This window comes from Bacillus sp. PK3-037, assembly GCF_054161355.1.
In genome coordinates this window covers 679,025-698,366 of record NZ_CP096408.1, presented here as the reverse complement: position 1 = coordinate 698,366, position 19,342 = coordinate 679,025, and the positions used below count along the sequence as shown (strand labels likewise).

Here is a 19,342-nt window from a genome sequence, read left to right as displayed (position 1 = left end):
GAGCCGTTATCCATAGGCTCTTTCCATTTACGATTCAGTATGGCGTTTTCTCAGCACTTCCAGCACATCATCCAGCGGCAATGCTTGTTCTCTGAGCAGGACAAGGAGGTGATACAGCAGGTCTGCCGCTTCCCATTTCAGTTCCTCGTGATCGCGGTTTTTGGCGGCGATGATGACTTCTGATGCTTCTTCACCGACTTTTTTCAAAATCTTATCGACGCCTTCGTCGAAAAGGTAAGTGGTGTAAGCTCCTTCAGGCATTTCCGCTTGGCGTTCTGCGATGACGCCCTCCAGCTCGCTTAAGATGTCAAATCGGCCGGAAGTTTGTTCTTCTGTCTGTTCCTTTGTAAAACAGCTGTAGCTGCCTGTGTGGCATGCCGGACCGGACGGCTCTACAAGCACGACCAGTGCATCTTGGTCGCAGTCATATCGGATGCCCTTGACGGCTTGCGTATTCCCCGATGTTTCTCCCTTGTGCCATAGCTCTTGCCGCGAGCGGCTGTAAAACCACGTTTCTTTCGTTTCCAGTGTTTTTTCGTACGATTCCCTGTTCATATATGCAAGTGTCAGCACTTCTTTGCTTGCCGCGTCCTGGACGATGGCGGGGATTAATCCGTCTTCGTTAAAACGCAGTTCATCTGCCTGTTTCATCTCACATTCACCCCGTGCCCTTTCAAATATGATTTCACTTCTTTAATTGATGTTTCTTTATAATGAAAAATGGAGGCAGCCAGCGCGGCGTCCGCTTCCCCTTTTGTAAAAGCCTCGAGCATATGCTGCGCGTTTCCTGCTCCCCCTGAGGCGATGACAGGAACCGGAACAGCTTCTGACACGAGCTTTGTCAGCCTGTGGTCAAAGCCCTTTTTCTCCCCATCTGAGTCCATGCTGGTCAGGAGGATTTCTCCGGCTCCGCGTTTGACAGCTTCCTTCGCCCATGCTGTAACTTCCCAATCCGTTTTCTTTCTGCCGCCATGCGTGTAAACCTTATACGTGTCAGACTCTTCGTCGTACTTGGCGTCTATGGCGAGTACGATACATTGAGAGCCGAAAAACTCCGCGCCTTCGGTAATCAGCTCGGGACGGAGAACAGCTGCCGTGTTTACAGAAACTTTGTCCGCACCGGCACGCAGAATCGTTTTCATATCGCTAAGCTGATTGATGCCGCCTCCGACTGTAAACGGAATCGCAAGCTTTGCAGCAACCTGCTCTACGACGTCAACCATCGTTTTGCGGCCTTCATGCGAGGCAGAAATATCAAGAAACACCAGTTCATCCGCGCCTTCCTGATCGTATACTTCCGCCAGCTCGACAGGATCGCCGGCATCCTTCAGCTCAAGAAATTGAATCCCTTTGACCACGCGCCCTTCTTTCACATCAAGACATGGGATAATCCGCTTTGTTATCATTTCCCCTTCATCCTTTCAAGCGCCTCGCCAAGTGTAAACTGGTTGGTATACAGTGCTTTTCCGATAATGGCTCCAGAAACCCCATTCGCATGACAACGGGCAAGAGCTTCAAGATCCGCAACGGAGCTGACTCCGCCAGAGGCGATGACAGATTTTCCGGTTTCCTTCGCGAGTTCCACTGTGCTTTCGATATTGGGGCCTGACAGCATCCCGTCTGTCGCGATATCAGTAAAAATAAAAACTTCTGCGCCTTCGTTGGCGAGCTCTTTGCCGAGTTCAGCCGCCTTAAGACTTGATGTTTCCAGCCACCCTTCTGTTGAAACAAAGCCGTTTCTTGCGTCCAGCCCGATGGCTATCCTTTCGCCATACTCTTTCAGCATTTTTTTTACAAACGGCGGATCAGAAACAGCGGAGCTTCCCAGGATCACGCGATCGACTCCTGCCGATAAGTAATCGTAGACGTCGCTTTCCGAACGAATGCCGCCGCCGATTTCGACTTTCAGATTGAGCTTTTGTACAATTTCGATGACATGACGGTCATTTACTTTTTTTCCTTCCTTCGCGCCGTCGAGATCGACAAGATGAATCCATTCAGCCCCCTCACTCGCAAATAAAGAGGCCATGTCGAACGGTGAATCACCGTATACAGTTTCCTTGCTGTAATCACCTTGAACGAGGCGTACGCACTTGCCGTTTCTCATATCAATGGCCGGGTATAATGTAAAAGCACTCATTTTTTCACCTTCTGTTCTGCTGCCATTTTTGTGAATTGGATTAAGATAGACATTCCGACCGTGCTGCTTTTTTCCGGGTGAAACTGGGCGCCGAAGATGTTCTCTTTTCCGACAACCGCAGGCACCCGCACACCGTACTCGGCGCTTGCCAAAAGCGCGCCGTCATCCATTCCGTCAATATAATAGGAATGGACAAAATAAGCGTAGCCTTCCTCCACTCCTGCCAGCAGCGGGGATTCGTTATGAAAGGAAAGGCGGTTCCATCCCATATGCGGAACCTTCAGCTTGTTTCCCTCCTGATCTTCCGGCTTCAGCCTGATCGCTTTTCCCTTTAACAAACCGAAGCCTGCAGCGGTTCCATGCTCTTCGCTCTCATCAAACAATAGCTGCATGCCAAGGCAGATCCCAAGAAGCAGTCTCCCCTCTGATGCCATATCGTGAATGAATTGATCGAGTTTGGCGTTGCACAAATTGTCCATCGCATCCCCAAATGATCCGACTCCCGGCAAAATGAAAGCATCGGCTTTCCTCAGCTCCTTTGGCATGCCAGAAACAAAGTACGGCACGCCGACACGCTCCAGCGCCTTTGAGACGCTGTATAAATTACCCATTCCGTAATCTATCACACCGATCATTTACAGCATCCCTTTCGTTGACGGAATCCCTTTGACACGCGGGTCAATCGTTGTCGCTTCATCAAGCGCGCGTCCTAATGCTTTAAAAACAGCTTCTATTATATGGTGCGTATTTGTGCCGTAATGAACGATCACGTGCAAGTTCATCCGTGCTTCAAGCGCCAGCTTCCATAAAAATTCATGTACAAGCTCAGTATCGAAAGTTCCGACTTTCGCTGCCGGAAAGTCAGCGCGCATTTCCAAGTGCGGACGATTGCTTAAATCAACCGCCACCTGAGCAAGCGCCTCATCCATCGGCACAAACGCCGAGCCGTAGCGTTTGATTCCTTTTTTATCGCCTAAGGCTTCAAGCAGCGCCTGCCCTAAGCAGATGCCGATATCTTCAGTCGTGTGGTGATCATCTATATCAACATCTCCTTTCGCGTTAATGGAAAGATCAAATTGTCCGTGTTTCGTGAATAAATCCAGCATGTGTGTCATAAATGGCACGTCTGTTTTGATATCCGCTTGTCCCTCGCCGTCTATTGCGAATGCCAGCTCGATATCTGTTTCGTTTGTTTTTCTGGCGCGCTCCGCTTTTCTCATTTTGAATTCCTCCGTTCTCTCGCTTCTATTGATCTCGCATGCGCTTCTAATCCTTCCAGTCTGGCAAAAGCCGCAATGCTACCCGCATGTTCTTCAAAGGCTGATTGGCTGTATGAAATAATGCTCGATTTCTTTTGAAAATCCGTGACGTTTAATGGGCTTGAAAATCTGGCTGTTCCATTTGTGGGGAGCACATGGTTCGGTCCGGCAAAATAATCTCCGACCGGTTCAGGGCTGTATCTGCCTAAGAAAATCGCACCTGCGTGCTTGATATTGCCAAGCAAAGCTTCGGGAGACTGTGTGATGATTTCTAAATGCTCCGGGGCGAGCGTATTGACTGTATTGACCGCTTCATCTATCGTTTCAGCCACATAGATAGATCCATAATCTCTCACTGAAGCTCCCGCAATATCTCTGCGCGGCAAGGTTTTAAGCTGCTCGTTCACCTCGGCTGAAACCGCCTCAGCCAGCGGCATGGAATCTGTAACAAGCACACATGAGCTGAGCATGTCGTGTTCCGCCTGTGACAGCAGGTCGGCGGCAATTTCCCGCGGGATAGCTGTTTCATCAGCCAGCACGACGATTTCACTCGGTCCGGCAATCATATCAATATCGACATCACCGAACACCTCTCGTTTGGCAAGCGCGACATAAATATTTCCCGGGCCTGTGATTTTATCCACCGGCTCAATGGTTTCTGTTCCGTACGCCAGCGCCGCAATTGCCTGAGCCCCTCCCATTTTGTATATATCTTTGATGCCCAGCTCGGCAGCGGCAGCTAAGACTCCCGGAGACAGCCGTCCGTCTTTTCCCGGAGGTGTGACAAGAACGATTCTTTCCACGCCCGCTGTAAGCGCCGGAATGACATTCATCAAAACAGATGACGGATATGCGGCAGTTCCGCCCGGCACATAAACGCCGGCAGAATCAAGTGCTGTCACTTTCTGTCCCAGCATTGTGCCATCCTTTCTGTGATAAAACCAGGAAGACTGAAGCTGTCTTTCATGATATTCAGTAATGTTTTTGATCGCCTGCCTGATCACCTGCAGCAGCTGGGGATCCAGCAAGCTGTATGCTTCTTCAATTTCTTCTGTTGTGACCAATGCGCTGTCGAGCTTGATGCCGTCAAACTTGGCCGTGTAGTCACGAACGGCCTGATCACCGTTTGCTTTTACATGTTCAATAATGGATCGGACCGCTTTTCTTTGTTCTTCCGTTCCGGCATCAATTGACCGCTTGAGAGAAAGCCGGTCCGCGCCGCTGATCGTTTTGATTTTCATTTTGCCGTTTCTCCTTCCACAACAAGAGATAAACGGGATGCCATTTCGTCGATGACATCGTCCTTCATGCGATAGCTTACTGGGTTGACGATAAAGCGGGAGGTGATATCACAAATATGCTCTGTTTCAACGAGTCCGTTTTCTTTGAGCGTCTGTCCCGTAGATACGATGTCGACTATTCTGTCCGCAAGCCCGATAAGAGGTGCCAACTCGATAGAGCCGTTCAGTTTAATAATTTCGACTTGCTCTCCCTGCTCCCTAAAATAACTGGAAGCCACATTCGGATACTTTGTGGCGATTCTCGGCGCGACGCCGCTCCAGTCTGCATCGGGAAGTCCGGCAACCGCCAGATGGCATTTGCTGATTTTCAAATCCAGTACCTCATATACATCGCGCTCTTCCTCCAGCATGACATCCTTCCCCGCAATTCCGACGTCTGCCACACCGTGCTCCACATATGTGGTGACATCCATCGGCTTTGCCAAAATGAAGCGGAGATTTTCCTCCGGCACGTCGATGATCAGCTTTCTGGAATCCTCAAACTCTCCCGGCAGCTTGTATCCCGCCTCCCGCAGCAGCCCTGCTGCTTCTTCAAATATTCGCCCCTTCGGCATTGCCATTGTGAGTAACTTACCCATTTTGCTCTTCCTTTCTGGCACCGATAAAATAGGTGACATTCGCAAATGATTTTGTCATCTGATCAATATTTTCAATCCCCAGTAAATCCTGAAGAACAACTTTTTTACCTTTCAAACGCTCTTCATTCGCAAAAGCGATGGCCTGCACCCGCTGTTCTTTGCTGAAAATGACAGCATCCATTTCACAAGGTTCGTCTTTCATATGGAGCGCTTCAATCATCCGGTCAATTCGAAGCCCAAAACCCGTCGCCGGCGCCGGTGAATTAAAATGTCCAAGAAGCTTGTTATAACGGCCGCCGCTGCCAATCACAAAGCCGACATTATTCGCGTACACTTCAAATAAAATCCCAGTGTAGTAGCTCATATGGCTGACCATATTCAAATCAAGACGGACATTTTCCGTACATCCGTAGTCCTCAAGAATCTCCCACAGCGCCTTCAGTTCATCAACCACACTTTTACCTTGCGCTGAATCGACGATTTCTTCAGCACGTCCGCATACTTCTATGCTCCCTCGCAATTCGAGAAGCTCAAGCAATCTGTTTTTATCAATGGAGGAAAGCGGAAGAGATTTGACGTGCTCTCTGTAGCCGACATAATTCTTTTCATATAAAAACCTCCGCAGGACGTCCGCTCGTTCAACATTCCCCAGCACCTCGACAAACAGGGCATCTGCAATGCCTGCGTGGCCGATTGCAATTTTAAATGAAGTCAAGCCGGCATTTTTTAACGCACCGACTACTAAGGCAATGACCTCTGCGTCCGCACTTGTCGTGCCATCACCGATCAATTCCACTCCAACCTGCTCAAACTCGGCAGGACGTCCGCCCTCGCGTTCCTGGGCTCTGAACACATTTGCCGCATAGCCGACTCTGAGGGGATGATCATGTTTCAGCAGCTTTGATGCCGCCACCCTTGCGATCGGCCCTGTCATATCCGGGCGAAGCACCAGTGTCTTGCCATCCTGATCCAGAAGCTTAAACAGCTGCTGCTCTTCAATTGCTGACTGTACACCAACCGTATCGTAAAACTCCAGCGTCGGCGTTTCCATAAATTGATAGCCCCACTTATCTATCATATCGGTTAACGATTGCCTCACCTTTTTTTTCGTTTCATATAAACCGGGCAGTGTATCTCTCATGCCGTGCGGTTTTTCAAACATAAACATCAACCCAGCACCTCCGTAATTGTTTGAAGGAAAATTCCGAATCCTTTAGTTCGCTAATATGATAATATGTTAGCAGATGAAAGAATGGAAATCAATGCTTAAACTTTCGAATGAATCTTTTTCGTTCAGAAATCCTCCTCCTAAATATGAAAAAGTCATGAATAAATGATGAAAGGTAGCTCATATCTCAAATTCTTGATGTTTGGCATGCTATAATACAAATCAAATAGAGAACAAGGAGTTAAAGATGAAAACACTGCGAACGTTATGTGTACTGATCATACTTTCTGCTGTCATTTTCTTCGGCATCAAAATATATGCAAAAGATATAGATATTTCGTTTTTCAAAATTGATTTAGGTGCAACGAAGAATGAATCTGAAGCAGCAAACAAAGAGAAGAAACTGAAAGGAAGCGCTGAGCCGATGGACGTCACGCTTTTCAATCAGATGGATGCCCCAAAGCTCTATAATGGCTGTGAGGTGACGAGTCTTGCAATGGTGCTGAACTATGCGGGATACAACGTGACAAAGAATACACTGGCAAACCAGATCGCAACAGTGCCTTTGACATACAGCAGCGGATTAAAAGGTGATCCGAATGACGGATTTGTCGGTGATATGGCGAACGGCCCGGGGCTAGGTGTCTATCATGGCCCGATCTATCAGCTCGCTAAAGCCTATGCGGGGGACAGCGTTTCTGATCTGACAGGAAAAAGCATCTCTGCTGTTTATGAGCAGCTTGAGAAAGGCAACCCGGTTTGGGTTATCACGACAGCTAACTTTACGCCGGTTGACAACATGCAGACATGGAAAACGCCAAACGGAACGATCGATATCACGTACAGCGAACACAGTGTCGCCGTCACGGGTTATGATGAAAATTACGTGTATGTGAATGACCCTTATGGCTATAAAAACAGAAAAACAGACCGGACCAGCTTCGAAAAAGCGTGGGTGCAAATGGGCAGCCAAGCCATCGTCGTTCAAAAGTAAAGCTGCCCGCTTTCACTAGCTTTTCTTATGCTCTCTCCTGAGCAAATACGCCAATATTCATGCTTGATGTTTAAATGAGGTAACAATGACGCATTTTCCATTTTCCTTCCGAATTTGTCTTTACTTTCAGGCTGGCTATTTCTATGATTAAAACAGATTCAGCCTTGCCCCGATCTATGTGAGAGAAGCCGGTGCAAGATGCTGACGCTTCTCTTACAAAACTAAAGATATCCGGGGAGGATTTTATCATTGAAAAAAATCGTGTCTATCCTATTTATGTTCAGTTTGGTTATGGGCTTCAGCCAGTTTCAGACATCAACTGCTTTTGCAGCTGACAAAGTGGTTCATGAAACAATTATCGTGCCAAAAAATACAACATATGACGGGAAGGGACAGCGGTTTGTAGCAGGAAAAGAATTGGGTGACGGAAGCCAATCGGAAAACCAAAAGCCTGTTTTTCGTGTGGAAGACGGAGCAACCCTGAAAAATGTTGTGCTCGGAGCTCCTGCTGCTGATGGCGTGCACACTTATGGAAACGTTAACATTCAGAATGTGACGTGGGAAGATGTTGGTGAGGACGCGTTAACTGTGAAGAAGGAAGGAAAAGTAACCATTGACGGCGGTTCTGCTCAAAAAGCTTCTGATAAAATCTTTCAAATCAATAAAGCCAGCACGTTTACAGTGAAAAACTTCACTGCGGATAACGGCGGAAAGTTTATTAGACAGCTGGGCGGGTCGACTTTCCATACCGATGTCATTATCGACAGATGCACCATCACAAACATGAAGGAAGCGATTTTCCGTACGGACAGTAAAACGAGCACTGTCACCATGACGAACACAAGATACTCTAACGTCGGAAAGAAATGGATCGGCGTCCAGCACGTAACGGAAAAAAACAATACCCAATTTTAATATACAAAAAAAGCCCGCGCTAATTATTTCAGCGGGCTTTTTCTTCTTTCCTGCATTTCTTCCCTTGTGTATATGATTTTCATCGGATTTCCGCCGACAAATGCTCCGGCTGGCACATCCTTATGGACAAGCGTTCCGGCGGACACGACTGCGCCATTCCCTATTTCTACGCCTGGCAGAATGGTCGTGTTGGCTCCGATCATCACTTCGTCTCCGATCAGGACTTTACCGGTTCGATACTCCTGAATTAAATACTCATGGGCCAAAATGGTCGTATTGTATCCGATGATTGAATTCGTTCCGACTGAGATCTTTTCCGGAAACATAATATCGGGCATCACCATGAGGGCAAAGGATGTCTGCTTTCCGACCTTCATCCGCAAAAATGTACGGTACAGCCAGTTTTTCATCCCTATAAACGGTGTGTATCTCGCGATTTGAATAATCATGAAATTCTTCACTACCTTCAAAAAAGGCACCGTTTGATAGACATGCCACAGTGAGTTAGCACCTGATACCGGATGCCGGTCTGTTTTTCTCACAGATTACTTCACTCCAACGATTTGTAATAGATCACTCATTTTCTCAAGCATATAGTCAGGCTCATGTTTCGTCAGCGCTTCCGTGCCTTTAATCGTCCAAGCGACCCCGGCTGTTTTTGTGCCGGCGTTTTTACCCGCCAGAATATCGTGATAGTTGTCACCGACCATGATGGCTTCTGCAGGCTCGCTTCCCAGCTGTTTCAGCGCCAGCAGCACAGGCTCGGGATCAGGTTTTGCCATCGTGACGTCATCAAGTGTAACAACGGTTTCGAAAAATTCGCCGATGCCCGTCAGCTTAAGGCCCATATTGACAGTATCTCTTAATTTTGTTGTCACAATTCCTAATGTAAAGCCCGCTTTTTTTAGTTCATCCAGCGTTTCATAAACCGTTTCATATTCGGTGACAAGTGTGTCATGCATCTGGTGATTGTATGTTCTGTACATGCTGATCATATCTTCAGTTTTCTCAGCATCCATTGAAGAAAACGTTTCAAAAAGAGACGGGCCGATAAACGCAAGCACATCTTCACGTTTATAGCGGCTCGGGTAATAATGCTCCAGCGTATGCAAAAATGACGCGATAATTAATTCATTCGTATTAATAAGGGTCCCGTCTAAATCAAACAGAATCGTCGTTACTTGTTTATCAGTCATACTGCTTCCTTTCCAACCGCTGAGGGTTTCCATTTTTTCCACATATACGATATAGCCATCGTCAGCAGCACAGCCGTAGTGACCCGGATCAGCAATAGCGGCCAAACTGGAATCCCAAGCGGAATAAAGACAAGTGTATCTTCAACGACGGCATGGCAGGCAACGAGAAAAATAAAGACCAGTGTCATGTCGCGCCTGCCAACGCCGTCATCTTCGACTGCTTTAATCATGACACCCGCTCCGTAGGCCAGACCGATTGTCAAGCCGGCCACCATTGTCATCGAGGTATTTTTATTCATGCCGAGCATCTGCGTAAACGGAGACAGCCACTTCGAAAACGTGTGCAGCCAGCCTAAGTCTCGCATAAATTGAATGATGATCATCAGCGGGATCACAATTGCCGCCAGCTGCAAAACGCCAAGTCCGGCTTTCGTTAAACCCTCGGCCAGCATTGCCAGCCAGCCGTCAGGCGCATCACCCTTTGCAGCGATAAAACCGTACTGCGCCGTTTCCTGCCCGCCATGCCAGATGAGATTGATGACGATTGCAGAAACAGCTGCCAAACCAATGCGCACTGCCAATATGATGCCAATCCTGATTCCGACCTTTGCTGCGACTGTCGATTCGATAATCAAGTTATGACAGAATGAAAGCATCACCGCTAAGATAAAAACTTCCTTCACGGATAAATCCAGTGTCAATATCCCGGCAATCCCCGCGTACAGATTCAGCATATTTCCAAGAACAAGCGGGATCGCCGCTTCACCAGAAAGCCCGAACAGGCCCATTACCGGTGTGATCAGCCGTACCAGCCAATCCATGACAAGCGTATGCTGAAGCAAAGTGACCACCAGAGTTACCGGAAAAATGACTTTGCCGAGTGTCCATGTTGTTTGAAGACCTGCCGCAAGACCAGCCAGAAAAATCTTCTTCATCCCTCATCCCCCTTTGTTACCGTCTACTCTGCGTAACGCTTCGCCGAGTACCCCTTGACGCGTCTGAAGATGATGGCTGCTACTGCCAAAACAATCAATACGATTGAGATCACCTGAGCGATGCGAAGCGAACTCGTCAGCATTAAGCTGTCAGTCCGCATTCCTTCAATAAAGAGCCTTCCGATTGAATACCAAATGATATAGGTTAAAAACAGCTCGCCTCTCCGCAAATTCGCTCTGCGCAAAAGCAGCAACATCATAACGCCGACAAAGCTCCATAGTGATTCATATAAAAAAGTAGGATGATAATATTGCCCGTTGATGTACATTTGATTGATGATAAACTCAGGCAGGTGCAGGTTTTCTAAAAAGGCTCTGCTGACCGCCTCCCCGTGTGCCTCTTGATTGACAAAGTTTCCCCAGCGGCCGATCGCCTGACCGAGCAAAATGCTTGGCGCCGCGATATCCGCAAGCTTCCAGAAAGAAATGTTTTTCACTCTCGAAAAGACATAGCCTGTCAAAATGGCACCGATTAATCCGCCGTGAATCGCGATGCCGCCCTTCCAGATTTTTATGATTTCCCCCGGATGTTCGGCATAATAATCCCATTCAAATGCAACGTAATAAATCCGTGCGCAAACAATCGCGATTGGGATCGCAAAAAGGACGAGATCGATAAAAATATCTTTCTGCAGTCCTCGTTTCTCACTCTCTCTCATGGCAATCCAAAGCCCCAGCAAAGCACCGAGGCCGATAATGATTCCGTACCAATGGACGGCTAACGGCCCCAGCTGAAACGCTATCGGATTGAGTGGTTCTATCGCTTCATTCATTTATTGCCAACTCCTATTCGTCTTGTTCACCGTCTTCAATGACATCCGCCAGCTTGTTGGTAAATTGCTCAGCGGCGTTTAGGCCCATCCGCTTCAATCTGAAGTTCATAGCAGCCACTTCAATAATGACCGCGAGATTTCGTCCCGGACGGACAGGGATCGTGAGTTTTGTAATTTCTGTATCAATGATTTTCATTGTTTCTTCTTCGAGTCCAAGACGGTCGTATTGCTTGCCCTGCTCCCAGAGTTCAAGATTCATCACAATTGTAATTCGTTTATTGCTTCTGACCGCACCGGCACCAAACAGCGTCATGACGTTAATAATGCCGAGCCCTCTAATTTCAAGCAGATGCTCAATGAGCTCAGGGGCGTTTCCGACAAGGGTATCCTGATCCTCCTGCCGAATTTCAACACAATCATCAGCAACAAGGCGGTGGCCTCTTTTCACAAGCTCCAACGCGGTTTCACTTTTTCCGACGCCGCTTTTCCCTGTGATCAGCACTCCGACGCCATATATATCTACAAGCACACCGTGAATGGCTGTGGTTGGCGCAAGTCTGCTTTCTAGGAAGTTGGTCAATCGGCTTGACAGTCTTGTCGTTTTCAAAGGCGATCTGAGGACAGGCACGCTGTTTTTCTCGGAAGCGTCAATGAGCTCCTGCGGGATAGGCATATCTCTAGACAAAATAATAGCTGGTGTTACATCCGTGCATAGAGATTCCATTCGCTGCTTTTTATCCTCTTCCGGCAGCTGTTCAAAGAAAGAGAGCTCTGTTTTCCCCAGAAGCTGTACGCGCTCCCTGGGGTAATATGTAAAATATCCGGCAATTTCAATGCCTGGTCTTGATAAATCGCTCATCGTAATCGGGCGGTTAATACCTTCTTCTCCGCTGATTAATTCCAAATGAAACTGTTCCATTACATCTTTTGTCCGAACCTTTGCCACGATATGTTCCTCCTGTTCCGGGATAACCCGAGCTTGCTCAACAATAATTTCATTTTATCACTTTCGGGCTTGAACCTAAAACAGATTTTATAAAAGACTGGCAAACGTGTCAGCTGGTCTAGATCACTAGTCTGAAAAAGAGTAAAATAAACGTATTCATATTTCAGAAAGGCGGATCATTTATGGCAGATAGTCTTCTTCTCAGCGGAATCAGTATCGTGACAGAAAATGAAGTGATCAAAAACGGCTATGTCGGGGTCAAGGACGGAAAAATCAGCGCTGTCTCAACAGAACGGCCAAAAGAGCAATACTCAAAGGAAATTCAAGGCCCAAAGGATGCCGTATTGCTTCCGGGAATGATTGATATCCATATTCACGGCGGCTATGGCGCAGATACAATGGATGCGAGCTTTGCCGCGCTCGACGCCATGTCCTCAAGACTGCCTGAGGAAGGCACAACGAGTTTTTTAGCGACAACCATCACACAGGAGCATGGCCAAATTTCTCAAGCTCTGGTAAATGCGAGAGATTGGAAGTCTGTTGAGGAATCCTCTTCATTAGGCTCGGAATTGATCGGAATTCATTTGGAGGGCCCCTTTGTTTCACCTAAAAGGGCCGGAGCGCAGCCAAAGGAATGGATCAGGCCCTCAGATCTTGCGCTTTTCAAGAAGTGGCAGCAGGAGGCAGGCGGACTGATCAAAATCGTCACGCTTGCGCCGGAGGAGGATCAGCAATTTGAACTGATCCGTTATTTAAAAGATGAGTCGATTATCGCTTCAATGGGACACACGGATGCAGACTCCGCATTACTTTTGGAAGCCTTTGAAGCAGGCGCCAGCCATATGACTCACTTATACAATGCGATGAGCCCGTTTCATCATCGTGAACCCGGAGTAATCGGAACAGCCCTCGCCCATGAGGGTTATGTCACAGAGCTTATTGCTGACGGCATCCACTCCCATCCGTTAGCGGCAAAGCTTGCTTTTTTAGCAAAAGGCAGCAGCAAGCTTATCTTGATCACCGATTCGATGCGGGCGAAAGGACTGAAAGACGGAGTCTACGAGTTCGGCGGACAAAGTGTGACAGTAAAGGGAAAAACAGCTCTTCTTCCGGACGGGACGCTTGCCGGTTCGATTTTAAAAATGAATGAAGGCGCCCGGCATATGCGCGCGTTTACGAATTGCTCTTGGACGGATATAGCAAATATAACTTCAGCAAACGCGGCCAAACAGCTTGGCATCTTTGACCGAAAAGGCAGTATAACAGAGGGAAAAGATGCGGATCTTGTAATTGTCAGCAGTGAATGTGAGGTGCTTCTCACCGTCTGCCGCGGAAACATTGCATTTAAATCCAAGGAGGCTGATCATATATGAAAGTAATCGAATGTCAATCGTATGAGGCATTAAGCCAAAAAGCTGCCGGCATTGTGGCTGAAACAGTCAGGGAAAAGCCTGATGCCGTTCTCGGTTTAGCGACAGGCGGGACACCGGAAGGCACGTACCGCGAGCTGATCCGCCTGCACCAAACAGAGAATCTTTCTTTTCAAAACATCACCACGATTAATTTAGATGAATACGCCGGGCTTTCCGGTGATGACCCAAATAGCTATCACCGCTATATGAATGACCGTTTCTTTCAGCATATCGACAGTCAGCCGAGCCGGCATTTTATTCCTGATGGAAACGCAGGTGACCTGGAAGCCGAGTGCAAACGCTACGAACAATTGATTGAATCACTTGGCGGAGCGGACATTCAGCTTCTCGGCATCGGCCGGAACGGGCATATCGGCTTTAATGAACCAGGTACATCATTCCAGTCCCGCACACATGTCGTGGCATTAAATGAACAAACCCGTCAGGCCAATGCCAGATATTTTCCCTCCATTGACAGTGTGCCAAAAAAAGCCGTTACAATGGGGATTCAAACGATTCTCTCAAGCAAGCGGATTCTTCTGCTTATCTCCGGCACAAGCAAAGCCGAAGCTGCCAAACGGCTGCTGGAAGGACAAGTCAGCGAGGAATTCCCTGCGTCTTCTTTGCACCTGCGTCCTAACGTTTCGGTTTTGATTGATCAAGAAGCCGCGGGGTTCAGGCATTGAAAGGATTTTCGCTATGAATATCGATAAACAATCTCCTATCCCGATTTATTATCAGATTATGGAGCAATTAAAAGCCCACATAAAGAGCGGAGAGCTGAAGCCGGATATGCCGCTTCCTTCCGAGCGGGAATATGCCGAGCAATTCGGGATCAGCCGGATGACAGTGCGCCAAGCGCTTTCTAATTTGGTCAATGAAGGTTTTCTCTATCGCCAGAAAGGCCGGGGCACCTTTGTCAGCAAGCTAAAAATGGAGCAAGCGCTCCAAGGGCTTACAAGCTTTACCGAAGATATGAAAAGCCGCGGCATGAGGCCGAGCAGCAGGCTCATCGATTATCAGCTTATCGATTCGACTGAGGAGCTGGCCGCCATACTAGGATGCGGGCACCCGTCCCGCATCCACAAAATCACACGGGTTCGGCTGGCGAATGATATTCCTATGGCGATCGAAGCCTCACACATCCCATTTGAGCTGGCAGGTGAATTACATCAGTCTCATTTCAAGTCGTCGATTTACGAGCATATCGAAAGGTACAACAGCACGCCGATTTCCCGCGCCAAACAAGAACTTGAACCGAGCGCCGCAACAAAAGATGAAGCAAACATACTCGGCATCCAAGAGGGGGCGCCAGTCCTGTTGATTAAACGAACCACGTATTTGCAGAACGGGACTGCTTTTGAGCATGTAAAATCTGTATACAGGGGCGACCGTTATACTTTTGTTCACTACATGGATCGGCTGTCATAAAAAAATCTCCAACCCCTTTTTAAGGATTGGAGACACGGCGAAAATCAAACTGGTCTGGCGCTGGACGATAGGTTTCTTTTTTCGTCTTGAACTTCCAGATCGGTGATTTCGTTTTTCCGTTAAAGCTGTCTTCCACAATGGTGTACCAATAATAAACAGAACTCGGCTCTAGATTCTCCCAAAGGAATTCGGCGGTTTCCCCGCTTTTCACTTTCTCGCGTTTTCCGAGCTGTTCGTTTGTATAGACATTGCATTCAAAATAATCGGTTTCTACTCTTTTCATTCTCGGCTTCAGATCAAGCTCCAGCGTAAACTCATCCTTGTTGCCGTAACTATCTGTATCATAAAAGTTTTTATCATCCAAATACGGAGAGTATGTGGATACATGCACCACATTGTTTGCCTGGTCAAACTGCATCAAACGCAAATACCCCTGGCCGCCCTCCGGCCCGCCCTGATAATCAGCAAGCATTTGATGTACGAGACGATCCGGTTTTCCGTCTCCGTCATCATCCAGCTCATCTGTTTTTCTCATCGCGCTGTGATAATGTCCGCTTAACACCATCACGACATTCGGGTTCGGCTTAACAACTTTCTTGAAAATTTTCTCGCCGATCGGGCTTCTGTTTCCGCTTACGAGTAAATATTCATGAAAAGCTAAGACAGCTGTCCTGTCAGGGTGCTTCTTCAGCACTTGATTCATCCATGCGATGTCTTCGTCCGTGATGCCCCAGCCCATGTACAGCATAATATAATCATTGCCGCTGCTTGATATGAGGTCATAATGCCCGCGGTTATTTTTGTAGGATTCGCCATAATGCAGTCTCTTATCGAAACGGTGGCTGCCAAAATATTTGCCAAATGCCCTGTAGGAGCCGTCCTTATGACCGACATCATGGTTTCCGGCCAGCACGCCGTAAGGAATTCCGCTGTTGTCCAGGACACGCATTGATTGATCAGCGTTTCTCCACTGTCTGATATCCGCGGAATCATCTACAATATCCCCTGTATGAAACACGTATTTCGTATTCAGCTTCCTTTGGTTATTTTTGATCCATGCAGTCTGCTTATCAAAAATATGCGGATAGCTTTTTGCATAATACTGCGTGTCTGACATCCAGACAAAGGTATACATATCCTTCGCAGGAGGAATTTCGTCCTGAACAATGATATTCATCTTAGATTTCCGCACATAATCGGAAGCGATGACAGACGCCTTTAGCGTGAACTGTTTGTCATCTTTGGCAACGAAGCTGTCAATCGGCTTCCACTGGCTTATCCGGTAATTCCAAGCGTACATTGTCACTTTTCTCCCCGGCAGAGAGCTTCCTCTCCAAACGGCTTCAGCTAAATCATTCTCATCAATGGACGGGTCAACCGTCACTTCAAAACGGTGATAAGGAAAAAGCTCCTTCTCTTCAGTTGACACTGTTTTTCCGTCAGCTCCTGACACCCGATTTATTTCTTCATTGGTAAACGGCGTCTCGCTTTCCGGGACAAAGCTTTTCGGAGGTTCAGTCAGTGACGCATGCTTAAACATTTTCACATTATTTCTGTTTTGCGCTGTATATTGAAAGCCTCTGTAAAAAGACACATCCATCGCGTCATTCGTCGGATCCTTCACCCGCACCGAAAGCTTAGCTTTGTGCGTATCGGCATCGCTATTTACGATTTCCGGCTGTTCCGGATGCTCCCGCTCTGTCTTAAATGTCCGCTCAATAACCGTTTTATTGCCAGCCAAATCTGTTGCTGAGACTTTCAGCGTGTGTTTGCCCGGAGACAGCTCAGAAGTTGACGTATGATATGGGAGCGTAATGCTGTCACCATCTAAAAATGCCTCTGTTTCCTCTATTTTGCTCCATTTATCAAACATATCTGCCTGCAGAACCAGGTTTCCTTTATACGTCTGTCCGTCCGTCACATTCGGTTCGATGTGCGGCCCTGAATTATCAACCCGCACTACAAAACTCAGGTTTTCATTCCCGTCGCTTACTGCAATATGATGGGCTCCTTCAGTCAGCTTCTCTGTATCCCACTTCAGCAGCTGTGACGTAAACAGTCCGTCAGGCAAATGAAATTGAAACGGCCAGCTTTTATTTGAGCGCTGATTATCCCCAATAAAAAGCTCCTTCTCGGGAGAAATACGCTCATCCCTGATCACCGTTCCATCCGATAATACCAATCGGGCATTTTTGACTAAAAAGTCGTCACGGTTTTCAGCCGTATCAAACGGAGATACCTTTGAACCGGATCGTATCGTGATACGCTGCAGCTGCTTCCCTTTTTGAAGCAGCGTCTCCGGCAAAGGGACAGAGTAGGTACGGTATTGATTTGTCGTATCATCGAAAACTTTTAGCACCTTGCCGTCCATCGTTACAGCATTTTTAAAGTAAAGGTTCGTTTTTCGGGTATCGAACGCAAAATATACTTCTTTTTCCATGGCGGGCTCTGTCAGTTGTTTTTTTCCGTCAATCCACAGCTTAATGCTGTCAGTCCGCCCATCCGTAGTCGCTTTGAGAAACTGTGTCCCCGAAAGTGTATCTCTGTTTTCTATATTCATCCGCAAACCGTGCGACTTGCTTGTTTGCTTAATATCAATCATTTTGACAGGCGTCTTCGCTTCATTGATCCCGTCACCGGCTACGACGTAATACTCAAGCTGATCCTTCCCGATCAGCTCAGGCGAGTAGACAATATAATGGTACAAATGATCGTTGCGGTCTTTTTCAGCGAAAATGCGTTTGAACGGTTTGTGTTCATCTGTCCGATAATAAAAGGCGGCCGTTTTCACTAAACTGCGGTCACGTATGTCAGCCCGCAGTTCAATGCTTTCAGCCGGACGGACAGACTTGCGGTCTGTTAAATCTTCTATAACCGGCTTTTCTTTATCAAGCTTCATTTTTCGTTTTTGCTCTGGAACCTGCGCCTGTAAAACCGAGCCTGGCGACGGATTTTTTTCTGCTATTGAAATGCTGAGCAGTTCCGCTGTTCCATCGAGAGGATATTTATAAAGCACAGACGACAAGCGGCGCAGCGTATGTTTCCGGTAGTGCGCAACTGAAATATCCTTCCCTGTATTCGTCGATATCGCAACCGCACGCGGCCGGGTATTCGCCATGCCCTCTGTTTCTTCCAGCAACAACAGATTTTTCCCTTCTCTCAAATGTGTCTGATAGTGCCGGTTAAAATCATCCGATGTCAATTCAGGATGTCCGGCAGGCTTGAGCCAAAATACACAGGTTTCGCCAGAAGGAATGACGACCCGCTGATCAGGTCTCCAAATCAGATCGGAGTCCGGCCCTTCCTTCGGATAGCGATAGCGGAAGTGATAATCTTTAAAATCAATTGTTCTGTCGGTTGTATTATATACCTCAATAAATTCATAAGCGTCTGTACGCCCGATATTTTTTGTATCAACCGCAAGCTCGGTGATCAGCAGCTCCGGGATATGGGCGAGATCAGCCTGAAATCCATCCAGCTTCAGTGTCTTCGTTTCTGACTCCACCCGCTGCTTTCCATTCGAGAACACAATGTAATACTCGAGCTCGCTATTCCAGATTGACCTCTTCGGAATTTGCGCCAAAAACTGACGGATAGCTCCGGGGGTTGGGTCCATCGGCACCATTTTATAGCCCAGTTCATTGCTTTGTTTATAAAATAAAAAGGCAGAAAACGATTGATACTCACTGTCACGCACGTGCGCCTGAATGATCAGGTTGCCCTTCATTTCAGCCTTCACTTCAATTTGAGGAGGGTTTTCAAGCAAGGGTATGTAATGAGGCGTTTGGAACGGTTCCTGCTTTATGACGGGCAGGGCCTTCGCTTCATGATGGCCGCCAGACTGAACAAACAGAAAAGACAATAATAAAGAAGCTATGACTGTGTATTTTCTCATCACGACACCTCCCTTTTCACGTATTTTGCGTCTGAACAGGGAAGCTTATGAGTTTATTTTTGTGCAAAAAAAACAAAAAGACATCGGCCTCTTGAAGTTAAACCGGTTAACGATAAAATCAGAGAGGCAGATTGATGGATAACAGCAATCATAATGAATGATTTTAAGCGATACAAGAGTTCGCATTAAAAAGAGATAAGCACGGTACAGCTTCCATCTCAATCACCTCTTAAAATGAGATGGATTATTGATAGACAGCACTTAAAGCTTCAACGGACCATTTTCAGTAATAACCTTTTTTCATTTCATAGACGATGATCATAATTAACGTTTACCAGT

Annotated in this window: 19 protein-coding genes; 5 read left to right on the top strand and 14 right to left on the bottom strand. The window is 47.3% G+C overall.

What is annotated here, in order from left to right; genetic code table 11:
• Positions 1 to 27: 27 nt before the first annotated feature.
• The 8 genes from hisIE to M1D69_RS03585 are packed head-to-tail and all read right to left on the bottom strand — an operon-like array spanning position 28 to position 6,446.
• Positions 28 to 651, bottom strand: coding sequence for a bifunctional phosphoribosyl-AMP cyclohydrolase/phosphoribosyl-ATP diphosphatase HisIE (hisIE, locus tag M1D69_RS03620; RefSeq protein WP_458104546.1), 624 nt, complete (start codon positions 649 to 651; stop codon positions 28 to 30).
• The gene (hisF, locus tag M1D69_RS03615) at positions 648 to 1,406 is read right to left on the bottom strand and encodes an imidazole glycerol phosphate synthase subunit HisF (RefSeq protein ID WP_458104547.1); all 759 of its coding nucleotides are present in this window, start codon (positions 1,404 to 1,406) and stop codon (positions 648 to 650) included. The genes hisIE and hisF overlap by 4 nt, the downstream gene beginning before the upstream one ends.
• Complete coding sequence (gene hisA / locus M1D69_RS03610; protein WP_059353608.1) at positions 1,403 to 2,140, bottom strand: 1-(5-phosphoribosyl)-5-[(5-phosphoribosylamino)methylideneamino]imidazole-4-carboxamide isomerase; 738 nt, start codon at positions 2,138 to 2,140, stop codon at positions 1,403 to 1,405. The genes hisF and hisA overlap by 4 nt, the downstream gene beginning before the upstream one ends.
• Positions 2,137 to 2,775: an imidazole glycerol phosphate synthase subunit HisH gene (hisH, locus tag M1D69_RS03605; protein WP_458104548.1), complete on the bottom strand. Its 639-nt coding sequence runs from the start codon at positions 2,773 to 2,775 to the stop codon at positions 2,137 to 2,139. Before hisH ends, hisA begins: the two co-directional genes overlap by 4 nt.
• Positions 2,776 to 3,360 (bottom strand): imidazoleglycerol-phosphate dehydratase HisB, encoded by a 585-nt coding sequence (hisB, locus tag M1D69_RS03600; RefSeq protein WP_458104549.1) that lies wholly within the window; start codon positions 3,358 to 3,360, stop codon positions 2,776 to 2,778.
• Positions 3,357 to 4,640, bottom strand: a complete 1,284-nt coding sequence (gene hisD, locus M1D69_RS03595; RefSeq protein ID WP_458104550.1) for a histidinol dehydrogenase — start codon at positions 4,638 to 4,640, stop codon at positions 3,357 to 3,359. The genes hisB and hisD overlap by 4 nt, the downstream gene beginning before the upstream one ends.
• Complete coding sequence (gene hisG, locus M1D69_RS03590; RefSeq protein ID WP_458104551.1) at positions 4,637 to 5,278, bottom strand: ATP phosphoribosyltransferase; 642 nt, start codon at positions 5,276 to 5,278, stop codon at positions 4,637 to 4,639. The genes hisD and hisG overlap by 4 nt, the downstream gene beginning before the upstream one ends.
• The gene (locus tag M1D69_RS03585) at positions 5,271 to 6,446 is read right to left on the bottom strand and encodes an ATP phosphoribosyltransferase regulatory subunit (protein WP_446837876.1); all 1,176 of its coding nucleotides are present in this window, start codon (positions 6,444 to 6,446) and stop codon (positions 5,271 to 5,273) included. Before M1D69_RS03585 ends, hisG begins: the two co-directional genes overlap by 8 nt.
• A gap of 247 nt (positions 6,447 to 6,693) precedes the next feature.
• Between M1D69_RS03585 and M1D69_RS03580 the strand changes: the two genes are divergently transcribed.
• Positions 6,694 to 7,440 carry a C39 family peptidase gene (locus M1D69_RS03580; RefSeq protein WP_458104552.1) on the top strand — a complete coding sequence of 249 codons (747 nt, stop codon included), beginning with the start codon at positions 6,694 to 6,696 and terminating at the stop codon, positions 7,438 to 7,440.
• Between the two features lie 249 nt (positions 7,441 to 7,689).
• Positions 7,690 to 8,355, top strand: coding sequence for a pectate/pectin lyase PelC (gene pelC, locus M1D69_RS03575; protein ID WP_010332018.1), 666 nt, complete (start codon positions 7,690 to 7,692; stop codon positions 8,353 to 8,355).
• Positions 8,356 to 8,378: 23 nt separating this feature from the next.
• Here the strand turns inward: pelC and M1D69_RS03570 are convergent, their stop codons facing one another.
• From M1D69_RS03570 to hprK, 5 genes are read right to left on the bottom strand one after another with little or no spacing between them, the layout of a single operon-like run.
• A complete protein-coding gene (locus M1D69_RS03570) occupies positions 8,379 to 8,897 on the bottom strand; it encodes an acyltransferase (RefSeq protein ID WP_458104553.1) in 519 nt (172 codons plus the stop codon).
• 3 nt (positions 8,898 to 8,900) lie between these two features.
• The gene (gene ppaX, locus M1D69_RS03565) at positions 8,901 to 9,551 is read right to left on the bottom strand and encodes a pyrophosphatase PpaX (protein ID WP_099043495.1); all 651 of its coding nucleotides are present in this window, start codon (positions 9,549 to 9,551) and stop codon (positions 8,901 to 8,903) included.
• Positions 9,548 to 10,486, bottom strand: coding sequence for a nucleoside recognition domain-containing protein (locus tag M1D69_RS03560; protein ID WP_458104554.1), 939 nt, complete (start codon positions 10,484 to 10,486; stop codon positions 9,548 to 9,550). The genes ppaX and M1D69_RS03560 overlap by 4 nt, the downstream gene beginning before the upstream one ends.
• Positions 10,487 to 10,509: 23 nt before the next feature.
• Entirely contained in the window at positions 10,510 to 11,319 is an 810-nt protein-coding gene (gene lgt, locus M1D69_RS03555) for a prolipoprotein diacylglyceryl transferase (protein ID WP_458104555.1), read from the bottom strand.
• 13 nt (positions 11,320 to 11,332) lie between these two features.
• Positions 11,333 to 12,265: an HPr(Ser) kinase/phosphatase gene (hprK, locus tag M1D69_RS03550; RefSeq protein WP_458104556.1), complete on the bottom strand. Its 933-nt coding sequence runs from the start codon at positions 12,263 to 12,265 to the stop codon at positions 11,333 to 11,335.
• Between the two features lie 182 nt (positions 12,266 to 12,447).
• Here hprK and nagA point away from each other — a divergent pair, with 182 nt between their 5' ends.
• The 3 genes from nagA to M1D69_RS03535 are packed head-to-tail and all read left to right on the top strand — an operon-like array spanning position 12,448 to position 15,108.
• A complete protein-coding gene (nagA, locus tag M1D69_RS03545; protein ID WP_458104557.1) occupies positions 12,448 to 13,638 on the top strand; it encodes an N-acetylglucosamine-6-phosphate deacetylase in 1,191 nt (396 codons plus the stop codon).
• Positions 13,635 to 14,363, top strand: a complete 729-nt coding sequence (gene nagB, locus M1D69_RS03540) for a glucosamine-6-phosphate deaminase (RefSeq protein WP_458104558.1) — start codon at positions 13,635 to 13,637, stop codon at positions 14,361 to 14,363. Before nagA ends, nagB begins: the two co-directional genes overlap by 4 nt.
• A gap of 13 nt (positions 14,364 to 14,376) precedes the next feature.
• The gene (locus M1D69_RS03535; RefSeq protein WP_458104559.1) at positions 14,377 to 15,108 is read left to right on the top strand and encodes a GntR family transcriptional regulator; all 732 of its coding nucleotides are present in this window, start codon (positions 14,377 to 14,379) and stop codon (positions 15,106 to 15,108) included.
• A gap of 19 nt (positions 15,109 to 15,127) precedes the next feature.
• Here the strand turns inward: M1D69_RS03535 and M1D69_RS03530 are convergent, their stop codons facing one another.
• Positions 15,128 to 19,003 carry a metallophosphoesterase gene (locus M1D69_RS03530; protein ID WP_458104560.1) on the bottom strand — a complete coding sequence of 1,292 codons (3,876 nt, stop codon included), beginning with the start codon at positions 19,001 to 19,003 and terminating at the stop codon, positions 15,128 to 15,130.
• Between the last annotated feature and the right edge of the window lie 339 nt (positions 19,004 to 19,342).